Origin of the sequence: Enterococcus sp. AZ128, assembly GCF_051714485.1 — a bacterium.
Classification (GTDB): Bacteria; Bacillota; Bacilli; order Lactobacillales; family Enterococcaceae; genus Enterococcus_A.
Genome location: NZ_JBIORZ010000003.1, coordinates 291,891 through 312,528, shown reverse-complemented (window position 1 = coordinate 312,528; position 20,638 = coordinate 291,891). Strand labels below are relative to the sequence as shown.

Annotated in this window: 17 protein-coding genes and 1 riboswitch; of the genes, 12 read left to right on the top strand and 5 right to left on the bottom strand. The window is 40.7% G+C overall.

Going from position 1 to position 20,638, the window contains the following annotated elements; translation table 11 throughout:
• The first annotated feature begins 180 nt into the window (after nucleotides 1-180).
• The gene (gene mprF / locus IGI38_RS20285; protein WP_438733703.1) at nucleotides 181-2,742 is read left to right on the top strand and encodes a bifunctional lysylphosphatidylglycerol flippase/synthetase MprF; all 2,562 of its coding nucleotides are present in this window, start codon (nucleotides 181-183) and stop codon (nucleotides 2,740-2,742) included.
• A 40-nt stretch (nucleotides 2,743-2,782) separates the two neighbouring features.
• On the opposite strand, the gene IGI38_RS20280 is transcribed toward mprF, so the two are convergent.
• Nucleotides 2,783-3,187, bottom strand: a complete 405-nt coding sequence (locus tag IGI38_RS20280; protein WP_438733701.1) for an Hsp20/alpha crystallin family protein — start codon at nucleotides 3,185-3,187, stop codon at nucleotides 2,783-2,785.
• Between the two features lie 196 nt (nucleotides 3,188-3,383).
• Here IGI38_RS20280 and ispE point away from each other — a divergent pair, with 196 nt between their 5' ends.
• The 10 genes from ispE (at nucleotide 3,384) to IGI38_RS20230 (ending at nucleotide 14,499) form a co-directional block, all read left to right on the top strand.
• Complete coding sequence (ispE, locus tag IGI38_RS20275) at nucleotides 3,384-4,235, top strand: 4-(cytidine 5'-diphospho)-2-C-methyl-D-erythritol kinase (protein ID WP_438733700.1); 852 nt, start codon at nucleotides 3,384-3,386, stop codon at nucleotides 4,233-4,235.
• 259 nt (nucleotides 4,236-4,494) lie between these two features.
• Entirely contained in the window at nucleotides 4,495-5,463 is a 969-nt protein-coding gene (locus tag IGI38_RS20270) for a metal ABC transporter substrate-binding protein (RefSeq protein WP_438733698.1), read from the top strand.
• A gap of 358 nt (nucleotides 5,464-5,821) precedes the next feature.
• Nucleotides 5,822-6,502 (top strand): metal ABC transporter ATP-binding protein, encoded by a 681-nt coding sequence (locus tag IGI38_RS20265; protein ID WP_438733697.1) that lies wholly within the window; start codon nucleotides 5,822-5,824, stop codon nucleotides 6,500-6,502.
• Nucleotides 6,475-7,305: a metal ABC transporter permease gene (locus IGI38_RS20260; RefSeq protein ID WP_438733696.1), complete on the top strand. Its 831-nt coding sequence runs from the start codon at nucleotides 6,475-6,477 to the stop codon at nucleotides 7,303-7,305. Before IGI38_RS20265 ends, IGI38_RS20260 begins: the two co-directional genes overlap by 28 nt.
• Before the next feature lie 235 nt (nucleotides 7,306-7,540).
• Nucleotides 7,541-8,359: a pur operon repressor gene (gene purR, locus IGI38_RS20255; RefSeq protein ID WP_438733694.1), complete on the top strand. Its 819-nt coding sequence runs from the start codon at nucleotides 7,541-7,543 to the stop codon at nucleotides 8,357-8,359.
• Between the two features lie 345 nt (nucleotides 8,360-8,704).
• A complete protein-coding gene (gene glmU, locus IGI38_RS20250) occupies nucleotides 8,705-10,072 on the top strand; it encodes a bifunctional UDP-N-acetylglucosamine diphosphorylase/glucosamine-1-phosphate N-acetyltransferase GlmU (RefSeq protein WP_438733693.1) in 1,368 nt (455 codons plus the stop codon).
• A 97-nt stretch (nucleotides 10,073-10,169) separates the two neighbouring features.
• The gene (locus IGI38_RS20245; RefSeq protein WP_438733692.1) at nucleotides 10,170-11,141 is read left to right on the top strand and encodes a ribose-phosphate diphosphokinase; all 972 of its coding nucleotides are present in this window, start codon (nucleotides 10,170-10,172) and stop codon (nucleotides 11,139-11,141) included.
• A 208-nt stretch (nucleotides 11,142-11,349) separates the two neighbouring features.
• The gene (locus IGI38_RS20240; RefSeq protein ID WP_438733690.1) at nucleotides 11,350-11,595 is read left to right on the top strand and encodes a hypothetical protein; all 246 of its coding nucleotides are present in this window, start codon (nucleotides 11,350-11,352) and stop codon (nucleotides 11,593-11,595) included.
• A gap of 161 nt (nucleotides 11,596-11,756) precedes the next feature.
• On the top strand, nucleotides 11,757-13,775 hold the full coding sequence (locus IGI38_RS20235; RefSeq protein ID WP_438733689.1) for a hypothetical protein: 2,019 nt from the start codon (nucleotides 11,757-11,759) through the stop codon (nucleotides 13,773-13,775).
• Nucleotides 13,776-13,779: 4 nt separating this feature from the next.
• The gene (locus IGI38_RS20230) at nucleotides 13,780-14,499 is read left to right on the top strand and encodes an ABC transporter ATP-binding protein (protein WP_438733688.1); all 720 of its coding nucleotides are present in this window, start codon (nucleotides 13,780-13,782) and stop codon (nucleotides 14,497-14,499) included.
• Nucleotides 14,500-15,573: 1,074 nt separating this feature from the next.
• Here the strand turns inward: IGI38_RS20230 and IGI38_RS20225 are convergent.
• On the bottom strand, nucleotides 15,574-15,786 hold the full coding sequence (locus tag IGI38_RS20225; protein WP_438733687.1) for a hypothetical protein: 213 nt from the start codon (nucleotides 15,784-15,786) through the stop codon (nucleotides 15,574-15,576).
• A gap of 48 nt (nucleotides 15,787-15,834) precedes the next feature.
• Nucleotides 15,835-17,076, bottom strand: a complete 1,242-nt coding sequence (locus IGI38_RS20220; protein WP_438733686.1) for a helix-turn-helix domain-containing protein — start codon at nucleotides 17,074-17,076, stop codon at nucleotides 15,835-15,837.
• Nucleotides 17,077-17,246: 170 nt separating this feature from the next.
• On the opposite strand from IGI38_RS20220, the gene IGI38_RS20215 reads away from it, so the two are divergent.
• Nucleotides 17,247-17,852, top strand: a complete 606-nt coding sequence (locus IGI38_RS20215; RefSeq protein WP_438733684.1) for a TMEM175 family protein — start codon at nucleotides 17,247-17,249, stop codon at nucleotides 17,850-17,852.
• A gap of 30 nt (nucleotides 17,853-17,882) precedes the next feature.
• Here IGI38_RS20215 and IGI38_RS20210 read toward each other — a convergent pair whose 3' ends face one another.
• Together IGI38_RS20210 and IGI38_RS20205 are read right to left on the bottom strand one after the other, a co-directional pair.
• Nucleotides 17,883-18,626: an amino acid ABC transporter ATP-binding protein gene (locus tag IGI38_RS20210; protein ID WP_438733683.1), complete on the bottom strand. Its 744-nt coding sequence runs from the start codon at nucleotides 18,624-18,626 to the stop codon at nucleotides 17,883-17,885.
• A gap of 65 nt (nucleotides 18,627-18,691) precedes the next feature.
• Nucleotides 18,692-20,290, bottom strand: coding sequence for an ABC transporter permease subunit (locus IGI38_RS20205; protein WP_438733682.1), 1,599 nt, complete (start codon nucleotides 20,288-20,290; stop codon nucleotides 18,692-18,694).
• A 124-nt stretch (nucleotides 20,291-20,414) separates the two neighbouring features.
• Nucleotides 20,415-20,588, bottom strand: a riboswitch (Lysine riboswitch).
• Between the last annotated feature and the right edge of the window lie 50 nt (nucleotides 20,589-20,638).

Sequence of the window (20,638 nt, the reverse complement as noted above, 5' to 3'; positions counted from 1 at the left end):
ACTGATAGGGGTGAACCATTTGCTATCCGGGATTTCTGCGAATGGTCAATAGAATTATGACAAATTCGTATAAAAAAATAATAAAGATATTTTTAAGGGAATCATAATTTTAAAAGGATAGCTTCGAAACAAGAATTCATTTAAAATGGAGTATAAGAAAAAAAGAATGGGAGTAGTAGGATGACGACTATCAGTCGCTGGTTCAAACGCTATGCCACCTTGCTCAAAATTATTTTCTTTGGGATCGTCTTATTTTTCGTCGCAAATCAGGTGAAAAATATTGCGCATGGAATGAGCTGGCAAACCGTTTGGCAAACGATCAAGCAACAAGATCAAATGGCATTATTAAGTATGTTCGGTATCGGCCTTTGCGGCGTTCTGCCCATGCTTTTATATGATCACGTGGCGATCACGACGCTGGAAGCAGCGGGACGGCCACGGATGAATCGCAAGGAGTGGCTGGTATCAGCCTGGACCACTAACACAATCAATAACCTAGCCGGTTTTGGCGGGGTCGTTGGAGTGAGTTTGCGGTCGAGTTTTTACGGAAAAGGGATGGAGAAGAAAAAAGTATTAGCCGTGATTTCTAAGATTGCTCTCTTTATGTTGGCGGGACTTTCAATCATGGCGTTCATTACATCTTTGGATTTGATTTTCTTTAGAACGCAAAATCCATTTGTCCGTTATCGTTTCTGGTTATTAGCAGGCGGAGTGTTTGCGCCGATCCTGTTCGTCTTTGTATATGGAAGACGTCGTACGATTTTTAAAGAATTTCGCTTAAAACAAATTTTCGAATTATATCTAGCCTCGTTAGGGCAATGGCTAGGTGCGTTGACTGTCTTTTTATTCGTTGGTTATTTGATGGGTGTGAAGTTGAATATCGGAGAGGTTTATCCGATGTTTGTGATCGCAACAGGCCTAGGTATGCTGACGATGGTTCCTGGAGGAGCTGGGACCTTCGATGTTATGATGATTTTAGGCTTAGGCCATCTTGGGTTGAATCAAAGCACTGCGGTGGTCTGGATCTTGTTCTATCGGATCTTTTATTATTTGGTTCCGTTTCTGACAGGGATCGTGATCTTCTTGACCAATACCAGTGTCAAAATGAATCGCTATTTTGATAATTTGCCGCGAGTGCTGTCGCAGAAGGCTGCTCATGTGGTTATGGTCAGTGCGGTATATTTTGCGGGCATTATGATGATCTTATTATCGACATTGACGAACTTATCGAACATCAGCCGTTTGTTTCAGGTGCTTTTGCCCTTTTCATTTGATTTTTTGGATCAGACGCTGAACTTGTTGATTGGTTTTCTATTATTAGGCTTTGCTCGAGGAATCTCACAGAAGGTGAAACGAGCATTTTGGCCAACGATTTTATTACTGATCTTTGGGATTATTAATACAGTGGCGCGGACGGCATCTGTTCGTTTGATCGTAGTCTACTTAGTGATTTTATTGATCGTTTGGATGTCGCGAAAGGAATTTTATCGCGAACGTTTTGTGTATTCATGGGGAGCCTTAGTTTTTGACGGTATCTTGTTTGGCTTGCTATTTATTTTTTATGCCGTAGCAGGCTATCATAGTGGACAAATCTGGAGCACGGAACGTTTATCAACGAAATATTTCGCCTTCCCTTCAGAGGAGATTTGGTTCTCAGGACTAGTCGGATTGATTTTATCAATTTTGTGTTTAGCGATTTTATATCAATACCTAACACAAAGTGCGACTAAACTTGGAGCAGCCTGGGATGAAAAACGCTTTAACTACTTAATCAATCGTTACGGCGGTACACCAGCCAGTCATTATTTGCGGGTGTCAGGCTATCAATATTTCTATTACCAAGAAAATGGAAATGATCAGATTCTTTTTGGATTTCAAACACGGGCTAATAAGTGCTTTGTATTAGGTGATCCTGTCGGAAACCCTGAAAAGTGGAAGGCAGCGACATTTGCCTTTATGGAGCATGCCGACGAACTTGGCTATCAGTTAGCATTTTATAAAATATCAGAAGACTATGTTCTGCTTTTGCACGACTTAGGATTTCATTTTGATAAGATCGGGGAAACGGGTGTGACGGATTTTACCCAACACAAGCTGGAGGTTTTCTCTGATCGTTTTGAATTTAAGCGTTTGACCAACGAGGGCTATCAATTTATTTATTTTGATAAGCTGCCGGAAGAGGTTTTTGATGAGCTGGAGGAAATCTCAGATGAATGGCTGAATGGAGAAAAGGAAAAATGTTTCTCTGTAGGACGTTTTGATCGTGGGTATATCGAGACTAGTAATGTTGGGATCGCTCGTGATCCGCAAAATCGAATTGTTGGCTTTATTACCGAGCAGCCGGTTAATCAGAAACGAGCATCTTTTGATCTGTTACGTTTTCGAAATGATGTTCCTAACGAAATACCGACCTTTTTGAAGTTGCATCTGATGGATGAACTGAAAAAGCAAGGGTATAGTGAAGTTTATCAAGGTATGGCACCGCTAGCGAATGTTGGCGAGACGTCCTTTGCTTTCTTAGGAGAACGGATCATGAATCTAATCTATAAATACGGTCATTCCATCTATGCCTTTCAACAAGTGGCAGAAGAAAAAACAGTCTATGTCGATCATTGGCGCCCAAGATATTTCGCTTATATGAAAGACAGCAGTTTCTTATTCTCTGCTTTGCAGTTATTATTGTTGATCGGTCGGGGAAAGAATAAAGGTGTGACCATTTCAGAAGAGATGATCGAAGTATAAAAGACGAGCCAAGCCGGCTCGTCTTTTTTTTATTAACCAGTTAATCAATCGTGATTGCTTTACCCTTTTTTTCTTCATAATCGCTTTTTGGCAGCTTTAGAGTAAGTACACCATTTTCAAATTTTGCATTGATCTTTTCTTCAAGGATGTCTTTTACGGCAAATTGCCGGTGATAGGCGCTGCTGGAACGTTCTCTGCGGACAAAACGACCGTCGTCTTTGACTTTGTTTTCGGCAGTGTGCTCGGCATCAATTGAAAGGATATCATTGTTGTAATGAATGGAAATTTCTGATTTATCAAAGCCTGGCAGATCCGCTTTTACTTCATAATGATCATCTAGATCGCGGATGTCCACGCTCATTTTTCGATCATCCCAAAAAGTGTTCATCAGCTTGCCGACTAATTCCTCCCCGTCCAACCAATCATTTTTCGGTAGTAAATTCATATAGATTCCTCCTGATTCGTAATGGCTATTCTTCGGACAATGCATAAAGACTATACGGGCAACTCTTAACCTCATGGTAAAGCCTCAGGTAGAATTATTCAACTAATTTAGGGCGCCTATGCTAGAATGAATTATCTATACATTTAGGATGGGCTATGATAGAATCGTCTAGTGAAAAATTTGAACGGGTGAGAAAATGGAAATTATGGAGAAAGCCCCAGCGAAAATCAACTTGGGCCTCGACATTTTAGGCAAACGGCCAGATGGCTTGCATGAGTTGGCGATGGTCATGGCGAGCATCGATCTAGCGGATCGTTTGTATTTGGAAGAGATTTCGGAAGATAAAATCATTATTGAGACCAATAAGGCTTTTTTGCCAACGGATAAAAAGAACCACGTTTACGAAGCGCTGGAATTGGTCAAAGAACGTTTTGCGATAAAAAAAGGCCTGCGGGTCAAGATTCATAAAGAGATTCCTGTAGCGGCTGGATTGGGCGGCGGATCAACTGATTCTGCAGCGGCTTTAAGAGCAGTCAATCGCTTATGGGAGCTGGGTTTGTCGACTGAAGAATTAGCTTGTCTAGGCGCCGAAGTGGGTTCTGATGTTCCCTATTGTGTTTATGGGCAAACTTCTTTAGTAGAAGGTTTCGGTGAAAAAGTGACACCGATAGCACCGATGCCGCAGTGCTGGGTCGTTGTTGTTAAGCCTCGTATGAGTGTTTCGACGCGATCAATCTTTGCGAAGATTGTGATGGAGGATCTATATCATCCTGATATTGCCGCGCTGGTGTCTGCCATTGAAGAAAACGATTATCAGAAGATGACAGCAAACTTAGGCAATTCAATGGAAGTTGTAACGATTAAAAAGCATCCGGTCATTCAGCAATTGAAAGATCGAATGTTGAAGTATGGTGCTGATGCGGCAATGATGAGCGGCAGCGGACCTACAGTATATGCTTTGTGCCACAAATATTCGCGTGCAAAGCATGTGTTTAACGCATTGAAAGGCTTTTGTGATGAAGTTTATCTAGTTCGCACATTAAAGTAGATCCTAAGGGGTCTATTTTTTTGCGATTTCAGAACAGTAGCAAGGCTTCGTATTTCCATATTTGTAATAAAATAACATTGTTCTGACAATAGAACGGATACAGGTTTCATTTATCATATGAATGAGGTGTCATCTATTTTACGGTTTATCAACACTATTTCGAGGTAAATCGTAAAATTTACGCTTTATGTTGACGAATAGAAAAACATCTGTTAAATTAATTCTTGTCTTAAAATGAGAAGAGAAGGTGTTTAGATAGATGAAGATACAAAAAGGACTGCTTTTACTAGGAACTGTGGTACTATCAGTCGTGCTGACAGCTTGCGGCACTCAAGAGAAGAAAGAAGCCGCATCTGATGATAAAATCCAAGTAATGACGACATTTTATCCAATGTATGAATTCACCAAACAAGTGGTAGGGAATAAGGGCGATGTGGAATTGCTGATTCCAGCGGGTACAGAGCCGCATGATTTTGAACCTTCTGCCAAAGATTTGGCTAAGATTTCCGATTCGGATGTGTTTGTTTATAATAGTCCGGAGTTAGAGACATGGACGGACAATTTGACCGATACGATTGATACGAAAAAAACGGCAATCATTCAAGCGTCTAAGAATATTACGCTGATGGACGGAGCCGATCATGACCATGAAGAAGAGCATGATGATCATGACGCAGATGAACACGAAGAACACGGGCATGATCATGATTTAGATCCCCATGTTTGGCTAGACCCTGTTTTAGCGATCAAAGAAGTGGAAACGATTCGCGATCAATTAGCGAAGAAATACCCAGATGACAAAGCGACGTTTGAAAAAAATGCCGCAAGCTATATCAATGAATTAAAAACATTAGATAAAGAGTATCAAACGGCAGTTAAGGATGCGAAAAACAAAACATTTGTGACGCAGCACGCGGCTTTCGGCTATTTGGCCAAGCAATATGGATTGACGCAAGAAGCAATTGCTGGGATTTCACCTGATCAAGAGCCTTCTCCAAGTCGTTTGAGTGAATTGAAGCATTATGTGGATGATCATCAAGTCAATGTGATCTATTTCGAAGAAAACGCATCGTCAAAAGTTGCAGAAACGTTGTCTAAAGAAACCGGTGTAAAATTAGAAGTATTGAATCCGTTAGAAAGCTTAACGGAGAAACAAATCAAGAATGGTGAAGATTATCTTTCCGTTATGCGAGAGAATTTGAGTGCGTTAAAAGAAAGTATCAACTAGACGATCTTCTAATTTTAGAAAATCCATTCATTAGTAGGAAAAAGGATGTCAGTACCTCTTTTCCCAGAAAACGAAGCCAGTAATGTATTTACAAAAAATAGAGCAAACAAGCCAGTAATCATAGAGGAATGATATACGGCTTGAACAACAAAGGATTTTCCGTTTTTAGAAAAGCCATTCATTAATAGGAAAAAGGATGTCAGTCCCTCTTTTCCCAGAAAACGAAGCCAGTAATGTATTCACAAAAAAAAGAGCAAACAAGCCAGTAATCATAGAGGAATGATATACGGCTTGAACAACAAAGGATTTTCCGTTTTTAGAAAATCCATTCATTAGTAGGAAAAAGGAGAGACGAAAAATGTCGTATATCGAGGTGGAAGACCTTTCGTTTTATTATGACAATGAACCGGTATTGGAAAATGTGTCCTATCACGTAGATCCGGGGGAGTTTGTCATTTTGACTGGAGAAAATGGTGCTGCAAAATCGACATTGATCAAGGCGACATTAGGTTTATTAAAACCCAGCAGCGGAAAAGTAACGATTGCGAAGAAAAATGCTCAAGGGGAAAAATTGAGCATCGGCTATATTCCGCAACAAGTCGCTTCTTTCAACGCTGGATTTCCCAGTACTGTTTTGGAATTGGTAGAATCTGGACGCTATCCGCAAGGGAAATGGTTTAAAAAACTCTCGCCTCGAGACCATGAGCATGTACAGAAAGCTTTGGAATCAGTGGATATGTGGAGCATGCGACATAAAAAAGTCGGAGAATTATCCGGCGGACAAAAGCAACGGATCAGTCTGGCGCGTTTATTTGCTAAAGACCCTGATTTGCTGATTTTAGATGAACCAACAACTGGGATGGATGAGAAATCGCGCAATGATTTCTATGAATTATTGCGACACAGTGCTCATGCCCATGGTAAAAGTATCTTAATGATCACTCATGATCATGAGGATACAAAAAAGTATATCGATCGTCATATTCGGTTGGTACGAAAGGAGAATTCTAAATGGCGTTGCTTTCATATGAGTTCATGAGACGAGCCTTCTTAGCGGCGATTTTTATTGCTGGAATTGCGCCGATGCTGGGTGTATTTCTAGTCATTCGCCGCCAATCCCTTATGGCGGATACGTTGTCCCACGTTTCGTTGGCTGGGGTGGCATTAGGATTCTTCTTGAATTTGAATCCGACAGGAACGACGCTGTTAGTCGTTGTCGTTGCGGCGATCATCATGGAATACTTGCAGAATATGTATAGCTCTTATTCCGAAATATCGATCGCGATTTTGATGGCGGCGGGACTAGCGGTGGCATTGGTCTTAATGAGTTTGGCACCTGGGAGTTCAGCGGTCAGTATCCAATCCTATCTGTTTGGTTCGATCGTGACGATCACGTGGCAGCAGGTTGTATTTCTAGGAATTCTTTTTGTTTTAGTTGGTATCCTATTCTTACTATTTAAGCGTCCGATGTACGTATTAACCTTCGATGAAGATATTGCGGCGGTGGATGGCTTACCTGTTCGCATGATGTCGATGATTTTTAATGTTGTTACAGGAGTGGCGATTGCTATTATGATTCCGATCGCGGGAGCATTGCTGATCTCAGCGATTATGGTGTTGCCAGCGGCGATCGGTATGCGTGTAGGAAAAAGCTTTAATTTCGTCATTATGATCAGTGTTTTGGTCGGCTTTGTCGGAATGATCGGCGGATTGACTGGTTCGTACTATTTGGACACACCACCAGGAGCAACGATCACACTTGGATTCATTTTATTGTTCTTAGTACTTAATGGCATCCGTCAATTACGGATCATGTTTCAGCGAAAACAACTGCAAAAATAGAGGAAAGCGAAAGCTTTTCCTCTTTTTTTGTGGAATAATTAATAAATTCCGAACTTTTTGACTTTAAAACGAGAAAATGCTCGAATTTTATTGTCTAAACCCTTATAATGGGAAACGATAAATCAGAATAGGCAGTCACCCGCTCTTTCTTTGAGAGAAGAGCAATGATGTGCGTTGAGAATCAAACTTTTTTCATTGAGAAAAAATATATTAAAACGAAATAGGAGTGAATTACGTGAAAGTGCGTCGAAGCGAACGATTAATCGACATGACACAATATTTGTTGGATCATCCACATGACCTGATTCCATTGACTTTTTTTGCGGCTAGATACGGTTCGGCAAAGTCTTCGATCAGTGAAGATTTAGCGATTGTTAAGAAGACCTTCAAAGAAAGAGGAACGGGCTTCTTGGAAACGATCCCTGGGGCTGCTGGAGGTGTCGTCTTCACACCGAGTATTACTGATGAAGAGGCCCAAGAATATATCGGATCTTTGGCTGAACGCTTGTCTGAGGAAGATCGTTTATTACCAGGCGGATATGTGTATTTATCTGATATGTTAGGCCAACCCGACTTGTTACGTAAAGTGGGTCGAATTATTGCGGCTCAATATTTGGATAAAAAAGTCGATGCAGTCATGACTGTGGCAACAAAAGGTGTGCCGATCGCCCAAGCTGTCTCTTATTACTTGAACGCACCATTTGTGATCGTTCGACGGGATTCAAAAATCACGGAAGGTTCGACTGTCAGTGTCAATTATGTCTCTGGTTCTTCTGAACGTATCGAGAAAATGGAACTGTCAAAACGCAGTTTGAAACGTGGTTCAAAGGTTCTGATCGTGGATGACTTCATGAAAGGCGGCGGGACCGTCAATGGTATGAAGAGTCTGATCGAAGAATTTGAAGCTGAACTTGTGGGCATCACTGTTTTTGCGGAATCTAAATTTAAGGGTGAACGTGCTATCGAGGATTACAATTCACTGTTATTCGTACAGGATGTTGATACTAGCACGAAGACGATTACCGTCGTACCCGGCAATTGTTTTGATAAATAGATGACAGAAATGCTAAGCTGTTTAGACTCTCTCTCTTTTTTCCGGAGTGAGTCTAACGGACTAGCCTTTTTTGCGTCTGGCTAGTAAAATAGTATGAGTGTTTAAAATGAATAAGGACTTCATCAATCGTAAAAGATTACGGTACGTTCAGTACAAGTTAGTAGGATGATATACGAGTTGAGGATCAGATTTATTTTTCAAGAAAAATGAATACATTAAAACGAAATAGGATGTCAGTTCTACTTAATACTTTTAGTCTAGTTAGTAGAATGATATACGTGTTGAGAATCAGATTTATTTTTCAAGAAAAATAAATACATTAAAACGAAATAGGAGTGACTTCTTTTGGAAAATCGTTATGCGATTATTTTAGCAGCGGGTAAGGGAACTCGCATGAAATCAAAATTGTACAAAGTCTTACATCCGGTAGCTGGTAAACCGATGGTGGAACATATTATTGAACGGGTGGTTGAGACTCAACCAACGGATATTGTGACGATCGTGGGCCATGGCGCAGAAATGGTCAAAGAACAGTTAGGCGAACGCAGTCAGTATGCTTTGCAGGCGGAACAACTAGGAACGGGTCATGCTGTGATGCAGGCGGCGGAATTCTTGAAGGGCAAAGAAGGAACGACTTTAGTTATCAGTGGAGATACACCGTTGCTTACGACCCAAACCTTGAATAATTTATTTGATTATCATCAAGGGAAAAAGGCCAGTGCAACGATCTTGACTGCTCATGCGGAAGATCCGACAGGCTATGGTCGTATCTTACGCGATCATGTCGGCATCGTAGAAAAAATTGTCGAGCAAAAAGATGCTACGCTAGAAGAGGCTCGTACTCAAGAAATCAATACAGGTACGTATTGTTTTGATAATGAACAATTATTTGCGGCGTTAGAAAAAATCGGCACCAATAATGCACAAGGTGAATATTACTTAACTGACATCGTCGAAATCTTGAAAAATGACGGTCAAACCGTCGCGGCTTATCAAACGGATGATTTTGAAGAATCATTGGGCGTCAATGATCGAATCGCTTTAGCAAATGCAAATGAACTGATGCGCCGTCGCATCAACAAACAGCACATGGTTAACGGTGTTACCTTTATCGATCCAGCAACGACGTATATTGATGCAGGGATCGAGATCGGCTCCGATACAATTATTGAGCCAGGTGTGCAGATTCAAGGAAACACAGTGATCGGTTCGGATTGTATAATCGGGGCGCATTCAAAAATTGTTGATAGTACAATTGAAGACAATGTAGAAATCAAAGCTTCTGTCTTAGAAGAATGTATCGTTCGCAAAAATGCGGATGTCGGCCCAAATGCGCATTTACGTCCGCAGGCAGATATCGGTGAAAATGCGCATATCGGTAATTACGTAGAAGTCAAAAAAGCGACCATCGGTGAGAATACGAAAGTCGGGCACTTGACTTATGTTGGCGACGCGACACTTGGAAAAGATATCAATGTCGGCTGCGGTGTTGTTTTCGTTAATTATGACGGTAAGAATAAGCACCATACAACGATTGGCGACCATGTCTTTATCGGTTCCGGGACCAATCTCATCGCGCCAGTTACTATCGCTGATAACAGTGTAACAGCAGCGGGTTCGACAATTACTGATGATGTCGCTGAAGGTGATCTGGCGATTGCTCGTGCTCGCCAAGTAAATAAATCAGGTTATGCGAATCGTTTGCCATTTTAAGGGAATTCTCTTGATTTCTTAAATGGAAATGACTAGTATTTTATTTGAAATGGTATATAATCGGTAACGTATGTTTAAAAAGAAAGTGGAGGTCCCCATGTCGAAACATTATTTTGATCCAAGATTGAAAATTTTTGCTTTGAACTCTAATCGTCCCCTAGCTGAAAAAATCGCTGAAGAAGTTGGTGTTGAACTAGGAAAAAGTTCAGTTAACCAATTTAGCGATGGTGAAATTCAAGTAAATATTGAAGAAAGTATTCGCGGCTGTCATGTCTATGTCGTTCAGTCAACAAGTAGTCCAGTAAACGATAATCTGATGGAACTTTTGATTATGATCGATGCCTTGAAGCGTGCGAGTGCCAAAACAATCAACGTCGTAATGCCTTATTACGGGTATGCCCGTCAGGACCGTAAAGCGCGTGCACGGGAACCAATTACTGCTAAACTTGTTGCCAACATGATCGAAAAAGCTGGCGCAACACGTCTATTGACATTAGATCTGCATGCTTCTCAAATTCAAGGGTTCTTTGATATCCCTGTGGATCATTTAATGGGCGCTCCATTGATTGCTGATTATTTCTTAGAAAAAGGGATTTGCGGCGATGACGTCGTGGTCGTTTCACCGGACCATGGTGGGGTAACGCGTGCGCGTAAATTAGCCGAATTTCTGAAAGCACCGATCGCGATCATCGACAAACGTCGTCCGAAAGCGAATGTTGCCGAAGTAATGAATATCATTGGTAAAGTCGACGGAAAAACCTGTGTCATCATTGACGACATGATCGATACTGCGGGTACGATCACTTTAGCTGCTAATGCTTTAAAAGAAGCCGGCGCGAAAAAAGTTTACGCGTCATGTACACATCCTGTTTTATCTGGTCCAGCAATGCAACGGATCCAAGATTCAGCGATCGAACATTTAGTCGTAACTGATTCGATTTACTTATCAGATGAACGCAAAATCGATAAGATCGATGAAATCAGCGTTGGTGAATTAATGGGTGATGCGATCAAACGTATTCACGAGAACAAACCAGTCAGCCCATTATTCGAAACACATAAAAAATAATTAATTCTAGTAACTAGGTATCCTGGATTGGATGCCTAGTTTTTTTTCGCATTTTTCTTCGCGGCCAGTCGATTCTACTGTTTTCATTTTTGCGAATAGCTGAGATTTGAAAATAGTTTAACGAATGAAATAATTTTTAATAAGCGCTTTCGCATAGGTTCCCTTCTGATATGATAGTAGGTATAAGAAGGTATTCGGGAGGGGCGTCATGCAAAAAAGAATGGATCGTATTTCTAAAATTGCTGGTTATGGTATTTTATTCATTGCCTTGTTTTTGAAAATCATCGGTGGTGAAAATCAGCGTTTTAGTTTAATCGAGGTTTGGGTTCGCAGCCTTATCAGTGGGAATTTTCTCCATTTCTGGCAAACGGAATTCACTTCGGGAATAGGTGTGTTAGTAGGGACCGGGGCATTTTTACTACTGCGCTGCTTTACATACTCGATGCATTATTGATATCTTTTCATCGGCAAGCACCGCGGCTTGAATCGGCAAAGTCCGCGTGGCTCTATTTTACGATGTTCTTTTACTTCATTTTTATCACATTTTATACGAGCAGCATTTGGCTTGTTCTAATTCTTATCGTCTGTGCATTGGAGTTTCTGCTGAACCGCTATTTGGAAGATAAAATTGAACGTGATCGAAAATATTCGGAATCACAAAAAATCAAACAGCTCTATAACGAGGATCGCAAACGACGTTTGGCGTTTCCTGGCAAGTATCCGCCAGAATTTCATCAAGTCATCCGCAAAAATTTTCGTTTCTATCAAAAAAATTATTTGTTAGTGATCGTTGCTAATGCGCTGGTTTTCTTTACGTTAGTTCTGCTCTTTTTCACGTATCGTGAATTTAGCGGGAGCCATACGCCAGATTCAATTTTTGATAAGACCGGTCTTTTACGGATTTTTATGGAATCTGGCGGCGTTCTTTTGCTGCTGCTTTTATTATTTTTGTCCTTTATGGATGGTCTATACATTGATTTTAAAGCTAAACACATGGAATTATTTATTCAATTGGGGATTCGGAAGAAAACATTTTTGTGGATGCTTCTAGAGGAATTTAGTTTTTGTGCTTTAGCGGGAATTTTGCTTGGCGGTACGATTAGCTTGCTGATTGCCAGAGAGTTGAGCAGTTTTGGGTGGGCCGTGCTGTTATACACAGGGGTGTTGATACTCGCGATGGCCTTTCATCAAGAAAAAATTCTGCGCTTGATTCAGTTCAAACCCCGTGAGCAGCCAAAAGCAGATCGTCCGAATCAGCGTTGGACACCGTTGTTTTTAGTGATAGGAGTAATTGCGTTAGCTGTTACTTTTTGGTGGTTCCATCGTCGTAAATCGGCGGAAACATTATTGGTGATAGGAACATTATCAGCCGCACTATGGGGGCTATTTCTTGGTGGTGGCGGATGCTATGTTCAGTTCAAACGTCGAAAGTCTAAATTATTACTTTCTCGTAATGACCTGTTCTATCGCTTCCATAAAAGTATCAATGTATTAACGTTAGCGACGCTGTTGCAAGTCTTGGCGGTGGGCTTCTTCTTACCGCGATTAGTAACGTTTCAACAAACAGTGGTCCATGAGCTGTTTCCCTACGAGGTAGTGGCAAAAGTCAAACAACCCGAGGTACAGCGCGTGGAAACAACATTGAATCAGGACAAGGCTGATTGGAAAAAATATCCTTACTTTCCAGTAACATCAGTCGATGGTGATCCAGAATGGGAAGTTTTCGGTACGGCTCGTCCAGTCATGTTTATTCAAGGGCAGCACATCGGAATTTCTGAAACGACTTATCAACAACTGCGTCAAGCGAATGAGCTGGAAAAACAACCGCTACATTTAAAAAAAGGTCAATGGCATGTGGTTTATCAACAGGCGATCAGTATTCGTGGACAACCGATTGACTGGGATCCCCAGAGCTTGCATCCACGATTACGAATCGGTACACCATTAGAAAGCTACAATACGACAAATGTGGATATGATTTTTCCACTGCGTGATATTAAGAGTCAAGAGCGTTTGATTTTGACCGGCATGTTTCAGCGCGGCTTACAGGAAAATATTCTTGTTTTTGCAGATGCAGAATTTGCGTCACTGGCAAAGAAGGAACAGCCGAATCAATTATTTTTGATCAATGGTGATAAAAAAGCCGCCCATTCGTTGAACTTTTTGAAGAACGAATACGCGGATGATAAACGTTGGGATTCAGCAATCGAACCTATCTATGAAAAGACACAACGTAAAAATAATGTTGTCACCGAAAATCAGCTACAAATTCTACTTTTGATCTTCACTTTAGCGATCTGTCTTTTTATGAGTGCCGCTTTGCTGGTAGCGAAATTTGAAAGTGAACAGGTTAGTTTAGTTGCACGAAGAAGACTGCTGGATCAGTTAGGAATGCGAGAGAAGGAGCAGCGGAATCTCTTGAAGAAGCAAATCGGTTTCTTTACACTAGTGCCGATTGTTGCCGGTTTTCTATTGAGTCTGGGATTTATCGGAATCATGGGGATGCTACGTTTCTTTTCGATTCAAGAGTGGCGGGAATTCAGCGGCACCTTTTTAGTGGATTACGGTGTTTATTTGTTCGGCTGGGGAGTCATCGCCGGCTTGATTTATTACAGAGTTGAAAAGTGGAGGTAAGGAAATGGAGCCAATTATTGAAGCCGCAGCGATTACCAAAAATTACGGGCAGCAAGAAGTGTTGAAGGAGATCGATCTAGTGATTGCTCCTGGTGATTTTACCTGTATCATGGGGCGCTCTGGCTGCGGGAAAACGACCTTATTGAAGATTTTAGGTTTGATGCACCCTCAAACTGCTGGATTGGTCACATTTGAAGGGCGTTTGACCCATGAGCTGTTCCCAGATGAGATATCGGATATTCGCAGACAGAAAATCGGTTTTGTTTTTCAGGATTTTAATTTAATGGAAAGTATTACTGTTCGGGAAAATATTCTTCTACCAGCAATCTTAGATAAGCAGGATACCGCAAAAGCAGAGGAGCGAATGGCCCGATTCTTTCAAGTGCTGCGAATCGAACACTTATTGGACAAGCTGCCCCACGAGCTATCTGTGGGAGAAAAACAGCGAGCAGCCATTTGCCGAGCACTAATGAATGAGCCGCAAATTATTTTTGCGGATGAACCAACAGGAAATCTGGATAGTAATGCTGGAGCTGAAGTGATCAATATTTTCCAGCGAATCAATCAAGAATTAGGTATTACGATCATGATGATCACCCATGACAGTAAAGTTGCCCAAGCAGCTAAGGATGTAATCTTTTTGAAGGACGGAAAGATCTATGACCGATTATCGAATACGGTCGGTTCTGAAACACAGATTGCTGAAAAAATGCTGGAAGTGTAGACCGAAGAAGAGAAAAAAGGAGTATGCTGATTTTTTCGGCATACTCTTTTTTGTTTCAATTCAGTACAGTCAACGAATGCCACTTAAATAAAGAAAAAAAGAGCTCATCGGTGGGTGGCCGATGAGCAAAGGAGTTAAAAATGAAAAAGTGTTAGGGTTGTTTGTTGGTATGCTTATATAATAGCAACTAGTTGTGAATAATTTGCGAATGAAGCATGGCGTAAAATTAAAAAAAGTAGGTCGAAAAAAAGAATCAGCAACTTTATTATTTTATAAAAAAAAGAGCTCATCGGTGGGTGGCCGATGAGCAAAGGAGTTAAAAAATGAAAAAGTGTTAGGGTTGTTTGTTGGTATGCTTATATAATAGCAACGAATTGTGAATTATTTGTGAATGAAGCTTGGCAGAAAATTAAAAAAAGTAGGTCAAAAAAAAGATGTTACAATTTTACTTTTCTACAAAAAAAGGAGCTCATCGGTGGGTGGCCGATGAGCAAAGGAGTTAAAAAATGAAAAAGTGTTAGGGTTGTTTGTTGGTATACACATATAATAGCAACTAGTTGTGAAAAAAGTGTGAACGATGATTGTTCGAAAATTAAAAATTCTATAAAGAAACTGGAACATAATTAACTTGACAAATATATTATATTTACCTGTTTATAAAAAAAGGAGCTCATCGGTGGGTAGCCGATGAGCAAAGGAGTTAAAAAATGAAAAAGTGTTAGGGTTGTTTGTTGGTATGCTTATATAATAGCAACGACTTATGAAAAAAATGTGATGAAAGACTAGCGAAACCATTAATTTTATAAAAAATAAAGCTCACTTAAGTGTATTTACCTATGGAATCCCTAATTTTTAGTCAAATGAAACAGAATAATTAGATAGAATTTCACGAAATAGTATAAATACATGCTTCGAGTCATTAGATAATAGCAATGATTTTGAAAAAATATCTAACAAATATATGGAGTGTTTTATTGATGGGAGTCAAAAGCGCATAAAATGAAATCCCGAGGACGAGACGTTCGTTTGTCGTTGGGTAAAAAATGACCGAAGCGATTCGCTTCGGTCATCGTTTTATTCATAAACACGATTCTTCTTATCGTAGATATTGCGTAATTCCAAGTATAAGGGAACGAGTTCATTCTTAGTATACGGAAAGTCCAGTTGATACAGTTGAATATTTGGTTTTTCTTTTTTTAGTAATGACGAAGAGCTGATAATCAAATCATAGTCATCCTTCAGAGAAATGTCATAGGGTTCAGCATCAATGAAGCGCAAATCTTCCAAGAAACGGTACAAATCGCGGACAAAGATGGCATTATGCTCTAAAGCGATTCAGACTTTTAAATTATGAGCGTACGGGAATTGGTTAAAGTAAGGCAGTAACAACCGTTTAAACGCCCGAGTCAGCATTGGATGGATCGAACCAATAAAGCCGTATGTCGGATTTTCCTTTGCCATCTGCATAAAGTTTTGGATATTTTGGAATAGAATATATTCACCGCGCGTTTGCTTTTCATTAGGGTCCATCACTAATTCGATGATGCTTGGGAACGGTTGACGGAAAATGAAATAGCCAAAGGTAATGTTCAATAAGTTCGCGACAACTAACGGATCATCCATCATTTCTGGGCGATCAGGGAACAGTGCTTTTTTGGCGAAGTTGCGGAATTCCGTCACAAAATCATTGACTGGATTTGGCCGCACATCAAAATCATGGATCGTTTGTTTCATGCTTTGATCATCACGAATCGTATAGAATGGTGAATAATGAGCTAGGAAATAAATAAAGCTGGATTCACCTTTCAACTGGCGAGTCGTCATAGGCACATCGACTAAATCTCGTAATGAAGTGAAATCGTAATAGGGATTATCTTTCATTAGGAAATTGTAACGTGGGTCATATTTGACGAATTTCTTATTATTGACGCGGATTAGATTGATAGAGGTAAACAATTTAAGTTCCTGTGTACCAAAGTAGGTCCGAGACAGCGGGAAATATTCTTTGTATGTATCGACAATTTGATTCATCTGGTGTTGATCGACATTTATGGGGCATTCGATCCCGCGAGTCCCTAACCACAAAAGATCAAATAGCGCGAGACGAATCAAACGTTCATCGCCAGACATTCCGGCTTCAGTGTAAGTAAAGCGAACATTGAAGCGTTTTAAATGTTTTTTCAATTTGTCAATTTTACGAGAAACGGTGGACCGGCTCACGAAATATTTTTCACAAAATTGTTCAATGGTTGGATTTTCTTCATTTAAAAAGTATAGTATGAACTGAAATGGGACCGCCTGTTGAAGCAGATGGTAACGGTATTCGTCAACAGTAGCATTCAGGTTTTCCATGTTGACTTTTCCGGCACGCATCATGATCGTTTCGTGATTTGGACGAATTTCTGCCAATTCTTGATCTATTTCATTTAATTCAATGACACTTTGTTGGTAATTTAATTCTAAATCTTCTGACAATTGGCTGATAGCTAGTACTTTTTTAGTCGTTTGGGTTAAGTATTTAAAGATATTAAAACGCAAGAGGAGCGACGCATCAAACATAAGTTCCTCATATAACATCTGTTTTCCTCCTTTATTAAATTAGGCGATTAATCTGAATTTTTTTAAGCATATTTCTCCTATATTGTACTTTATTTACAAAAAACTGTCAGTTATTAACCAGTAAAAAGTGAGTAAAATTATATAGGGAAAAACAATTTTCATGCTATTCTAAGAAAGAAGGTGAAAAAATGACAAAATCTCGTTTGGAGGCATTTACTGATGGTGTCGTAGCGATTGTTTTAACGGTCTTAGTATTGGATATTCAGATACCAGACGCGCCATCATTGGCTTCGTTATTAAGTGTTACAAATACATTATTTGCTTATATTGTTAGTTTTATTTTTGTCGCTGTAATCTGGGTAAACCACCATCGCATGATGCAAATGGCGGAAAAAATTAATTATCGGGTGATTTGGGCAAATATTTTTTGGTTATTTTGGCTAACTTTGTGCCCGGCAGTAACAAGTTGGGTAGGGCGGAATCCTGACAAATTTTGGCCGGAATTTTCGTATGTACTGATCTATACGATGTGGAGTTTTTCGTATGGCATATTATCGAAGCAATTAATCCGTGCGAATGATGCAGGGAGTCACGTGGTAAAAGTTTTGCAGCGGGATCAACGAAGTAAATTATCAATGGGGATCAATCTAGCTGTTCTGGGAGGCGTTTTTATTTTTCCGCCGATTGGAATCTTTGGACGCTTTTTAGTTTCCGGTATTTGGGTTGTTTCTTATCGCAAAGCAGATCAATCTTACCAAAGAATAGTTGGCAAAAAAAATCGCGACAGAAGTTGAGAACTTCTGTCGCTTTTTTAGTTCCTTGATTTAAGGTTCGGGATGCAATACTCGATGTAAGAATTCTTTTGTTCGTGCTTCTTTAGGACTTCCGAAGATGTCTTCTGGCGAGCCTTGCTCGGCAATGACACCTTGATCCATAAAAATGACACGATCGGAAACTTCTTTGGCAAAAGCCATTTCGTGAGTTACGATGACCATCGTTAAGCCGCTTTCAGCCAATTTTCTCATGATACGTAGTACGTCTCCGACCATTTCAGGGTCAAGAGCGGAAGTTGGTTCATCGAACAGCATCACTTCTGGGTTCATGGATAATGCACGAGCGATGGCTACCCGTTGTTTTTGTCCGCCGGAAAGTTGCGCGGGTTTCGCATCGATAAAACGATCCATCCCAACTTTTTCTAAGTTTTCCAGCGCAATTTTGCGCGCCTCTTCTTCTTTGCGTCCCAGGACAGTTACTTGACCGCTCATACAGTTTTGCAGAACGTTCATATTGTTGAAGAGATTAAAGGATTGGAAAACCATCCCTAAATGGGTGCGGTATTTTGGCAAATTATACCCTGGAGCTAAAACATTCTCTCCCTGATACATAATTTTTCCATCCGTAGGTGTTTCTAATAAATTGATGCAACGCAGGAAGGTCGATTTACCTGAACCAGACGCGCCGATTATGGTTACGACTTCTCCTTTGTTTACATTCATGCTGATATCTTTTAAGACGAGGTTATCGCCGAAACTTTTTTTCAAATGTTCGATTTCAATGATACTACTCATAATGATCCTCCTTATCCTTATTCGTATTAATGTATTAATTTTTCAGGAAAAATTCGTCCGATAAGCTATTTATCTTCCCCGATGGCTAAGTCTACGTCATCCAAACGGACATAAGCAGAAGGTCCATCCATTTTCTTCTCAACGACCCGTAAGATACGTGTTGCTGTGAAGGTTAAGACGAAGTAGATTACACAAATGATGAAATAAGTCTGGAAGAACATGTAATTCGTTCCAGCGGCTGACTTCCCTTGGAAGAACAATTCAGATACAGAGATGATACTTAATACAGAGGTATCTTTGATATTGATCACTAATTCGTTCCCGGTTGCGGGCAAGATATTACGCAGTACCTGCGGCAAAACGACTTTACGCATTGTTTGGCCATGGGTCATGCCGATGGCGTGTGCCGCTTCAAACTGGCCTTGATCCACAGCGAATATTCCGCCGCGGACGATTTCAGACATATAAGCACCAGTATTGATCGAAACGATGAATAAGGCGGCGGCAGTTCGGTTCAGGTCGATCCCGAAGGCCATGGCAATTCCGTAATAGATTACGGCTGATTGTACGATCATTGGCGTACCACGGAAAATTTCGATGTAGGCATTTAATAGCCAACCGAAAACTTTTTGCAGACCGCGTTTTGCGCGGTTGTCTGATTCAGGAATGGTCCGAAAGACACCTACTAGCAACCCGATCAGTGTACCAACAGTTGTACCAACGATTGCAAGTAACAAGGTTGTACCTGTACCGCGTAGGAACATTGAACCGTTTTGTTTCAAGATACGAACAAAAACATTTTCTTTTTTCCCTGAAGCGCTTTGTGTTTCATCTGTCGCTGGTTGATCTTTGATGGCCTGGTCCATGATTTCAACCCGATCATCTTGTGAGATGCCCGCTAGGATCTGATTGACTTGCGCCATATTTGAATCCCCTTTGCGCATTCCGACAGAAACTTGAACATCTTCTGGGTTCGTTTGGAAACCATTTGCTTTGTCGAATTCCACCATTTTTAAATCAGGGTTGACACTTTCTGCGGTCACCCCTTCTGGACGTTCACTGACGTAACCATCGATTGTTCCTGATTCCAACGCGACGCGCATTGCTGGGAAATTATCCATAGCTTCCTGTTTGTTTACATCAGGGATTTGAGGAATCACATCGTAATGGAACGTGCTAAGCTGAGCAGTGATCTTGGCACCAGCAAAATCTTTGATTGAAGTAGCTTTGGCATATTTAGTGTCTTTGCGAGTAACGATGACTAGCTGCGATTCGTAATATGGATCAGAAAAATCAACTTCTTTACGACGTTCAGCGGTTGGCGACATTCCGGCAATGATGGCGTCGATCTTGCCAGATTGCAAGGCCGGCAGCAAACCATCCCATTCGGTTTTGACTACGACCAATTTACGGTTCATTTTATCAGCGATTTTTTTCGCCATTTGAACGTCATAACCGCCGGCATAGGCTTTGTCGCCTTGGATCTGAACGGCGCCGTTGCGGTCATCCTTTTGAGTCCAGTTGAAGGGAGCATATCCAGCTTCCATACCGACACGTAATTCTCCGTCAGGTGTTTTTTCATCTGCCCGAGTGATTAATGGGGCTCCTAGAAATGAAATAAATAAAGCGATGAGTGCGATAACTGAAAATTTTCTTCTATTCATAATTTCTCCCTTTCTTGAAATTACGAGATTGGGCAGGGTGTCTTTGAAAAAGCTGCAACAAAAAAAGCCGCCGATTCGTGTATAAGGCCGCTTGCAGATAATAAGAAGATGGTGTTCCCTCTCACAAAAACATAGCGCAACTTAGCATCACTGCTAAGACAGTCCGCAAGTTATTTGCTTGCGTCCCAACATACAAAATAAAGAGAATTTTGTACATTTCGGCGAAACTTCCTAGACCTATTTCAACGTGTCTCTACACTCCATAGGGTTAATAAGATTCGCGACCTCTACCTCATTGTTCTGAGGCATCTCGTATTCAGTTATTATGTTTCACAGTCTAAAGCCTAG

Coding starts and splice junctions, on each gene's coding strand:
- IGI38_RS20280 (WP_438733701.1), bottom strand. CDS start 3,187: ATGAATTTACTACCGAAAAATGATTGGTTGGACGGGGAGGAATTAGTC.
- mprF (WP_438733703.1), top strand. CDS start 181: ATGACGACTATCAGTCGCTGGTTCAAACGCTATGCCACCTTGCTCAAA.
- IGI38_RS20260 (WP_438733696.1), top strand. CDS start 6,475: ATGGCGTTGCTTTCATATGAGTTCATGAGACGAGCCTTCTTAGCGGCG.
- IGI38_RS20230 (WP_438733688.1), top strand. CDS start 13,780: ATGGAGCCAATTATTGAAGCCGCAGCGATTACCAAAAATTACGGGCAG.
- IGI38_RS20265 (WP_438733697.1), top strand. CDS start 5,822: ATGTCGTATATCGAGGTGGAAGACCTTTCGTTTTATTATGACAATGAA.
- IGI38_RS20240 (WP_438733690.1), top strand. CDS start 11,350: ATGCAAAAAAGAATGGATCGTATTTCTAAAATTGCTGGTTATGGTATT.
- IGI38_RS20210 (WP_438733683.1), bottom strand. CDS start 18,626: ATGAGTAGTATCATTGAAATCGAACATTTGAAAAAAAGTTTCGGCGAT.
- IGI38_RS20205 (WP_438733682.1), bottom strand. CDS start 20,290: ATGAATAGAAGAAAATTTTCAGTTATCGCACTCATCGCTTTATTTATT.
- ispE (WP_438733700.1), top strand. CDS start 3,384: ATGGAAATTATGGAGAAAGCCCCAGCGAAAATCAACTTGGGCCTCGAC.
- IGI38_RS20270 (WP_438733698.1), top strand. CDS start 4,495: ATGAAGATACAAAAAGGACTGCTTTTACTAGGAACTGTGGTACTATCA.
- IGI38_RS20245 (WP_438733692.1), top strand. CDS start 10,170: ATGTCGAAACATTATTTTGATCCAAGATTGAAAATTTTTGCTTTGAAC.
- IGI38_RS20215 (WP_438733684.1), top strand. CDS start 17,247: ATGACAAAATCTCGTTTGGAGGCATTTACTGATGGTGTCGTAGCGATT.
- IGI38_RS20220 (WP_438733686.1), bottom strand. CDS start 17,076: ATGTTATATGAGGAACTTATGTTTGATGCGTCGCTCCTCTTGCGTTTT.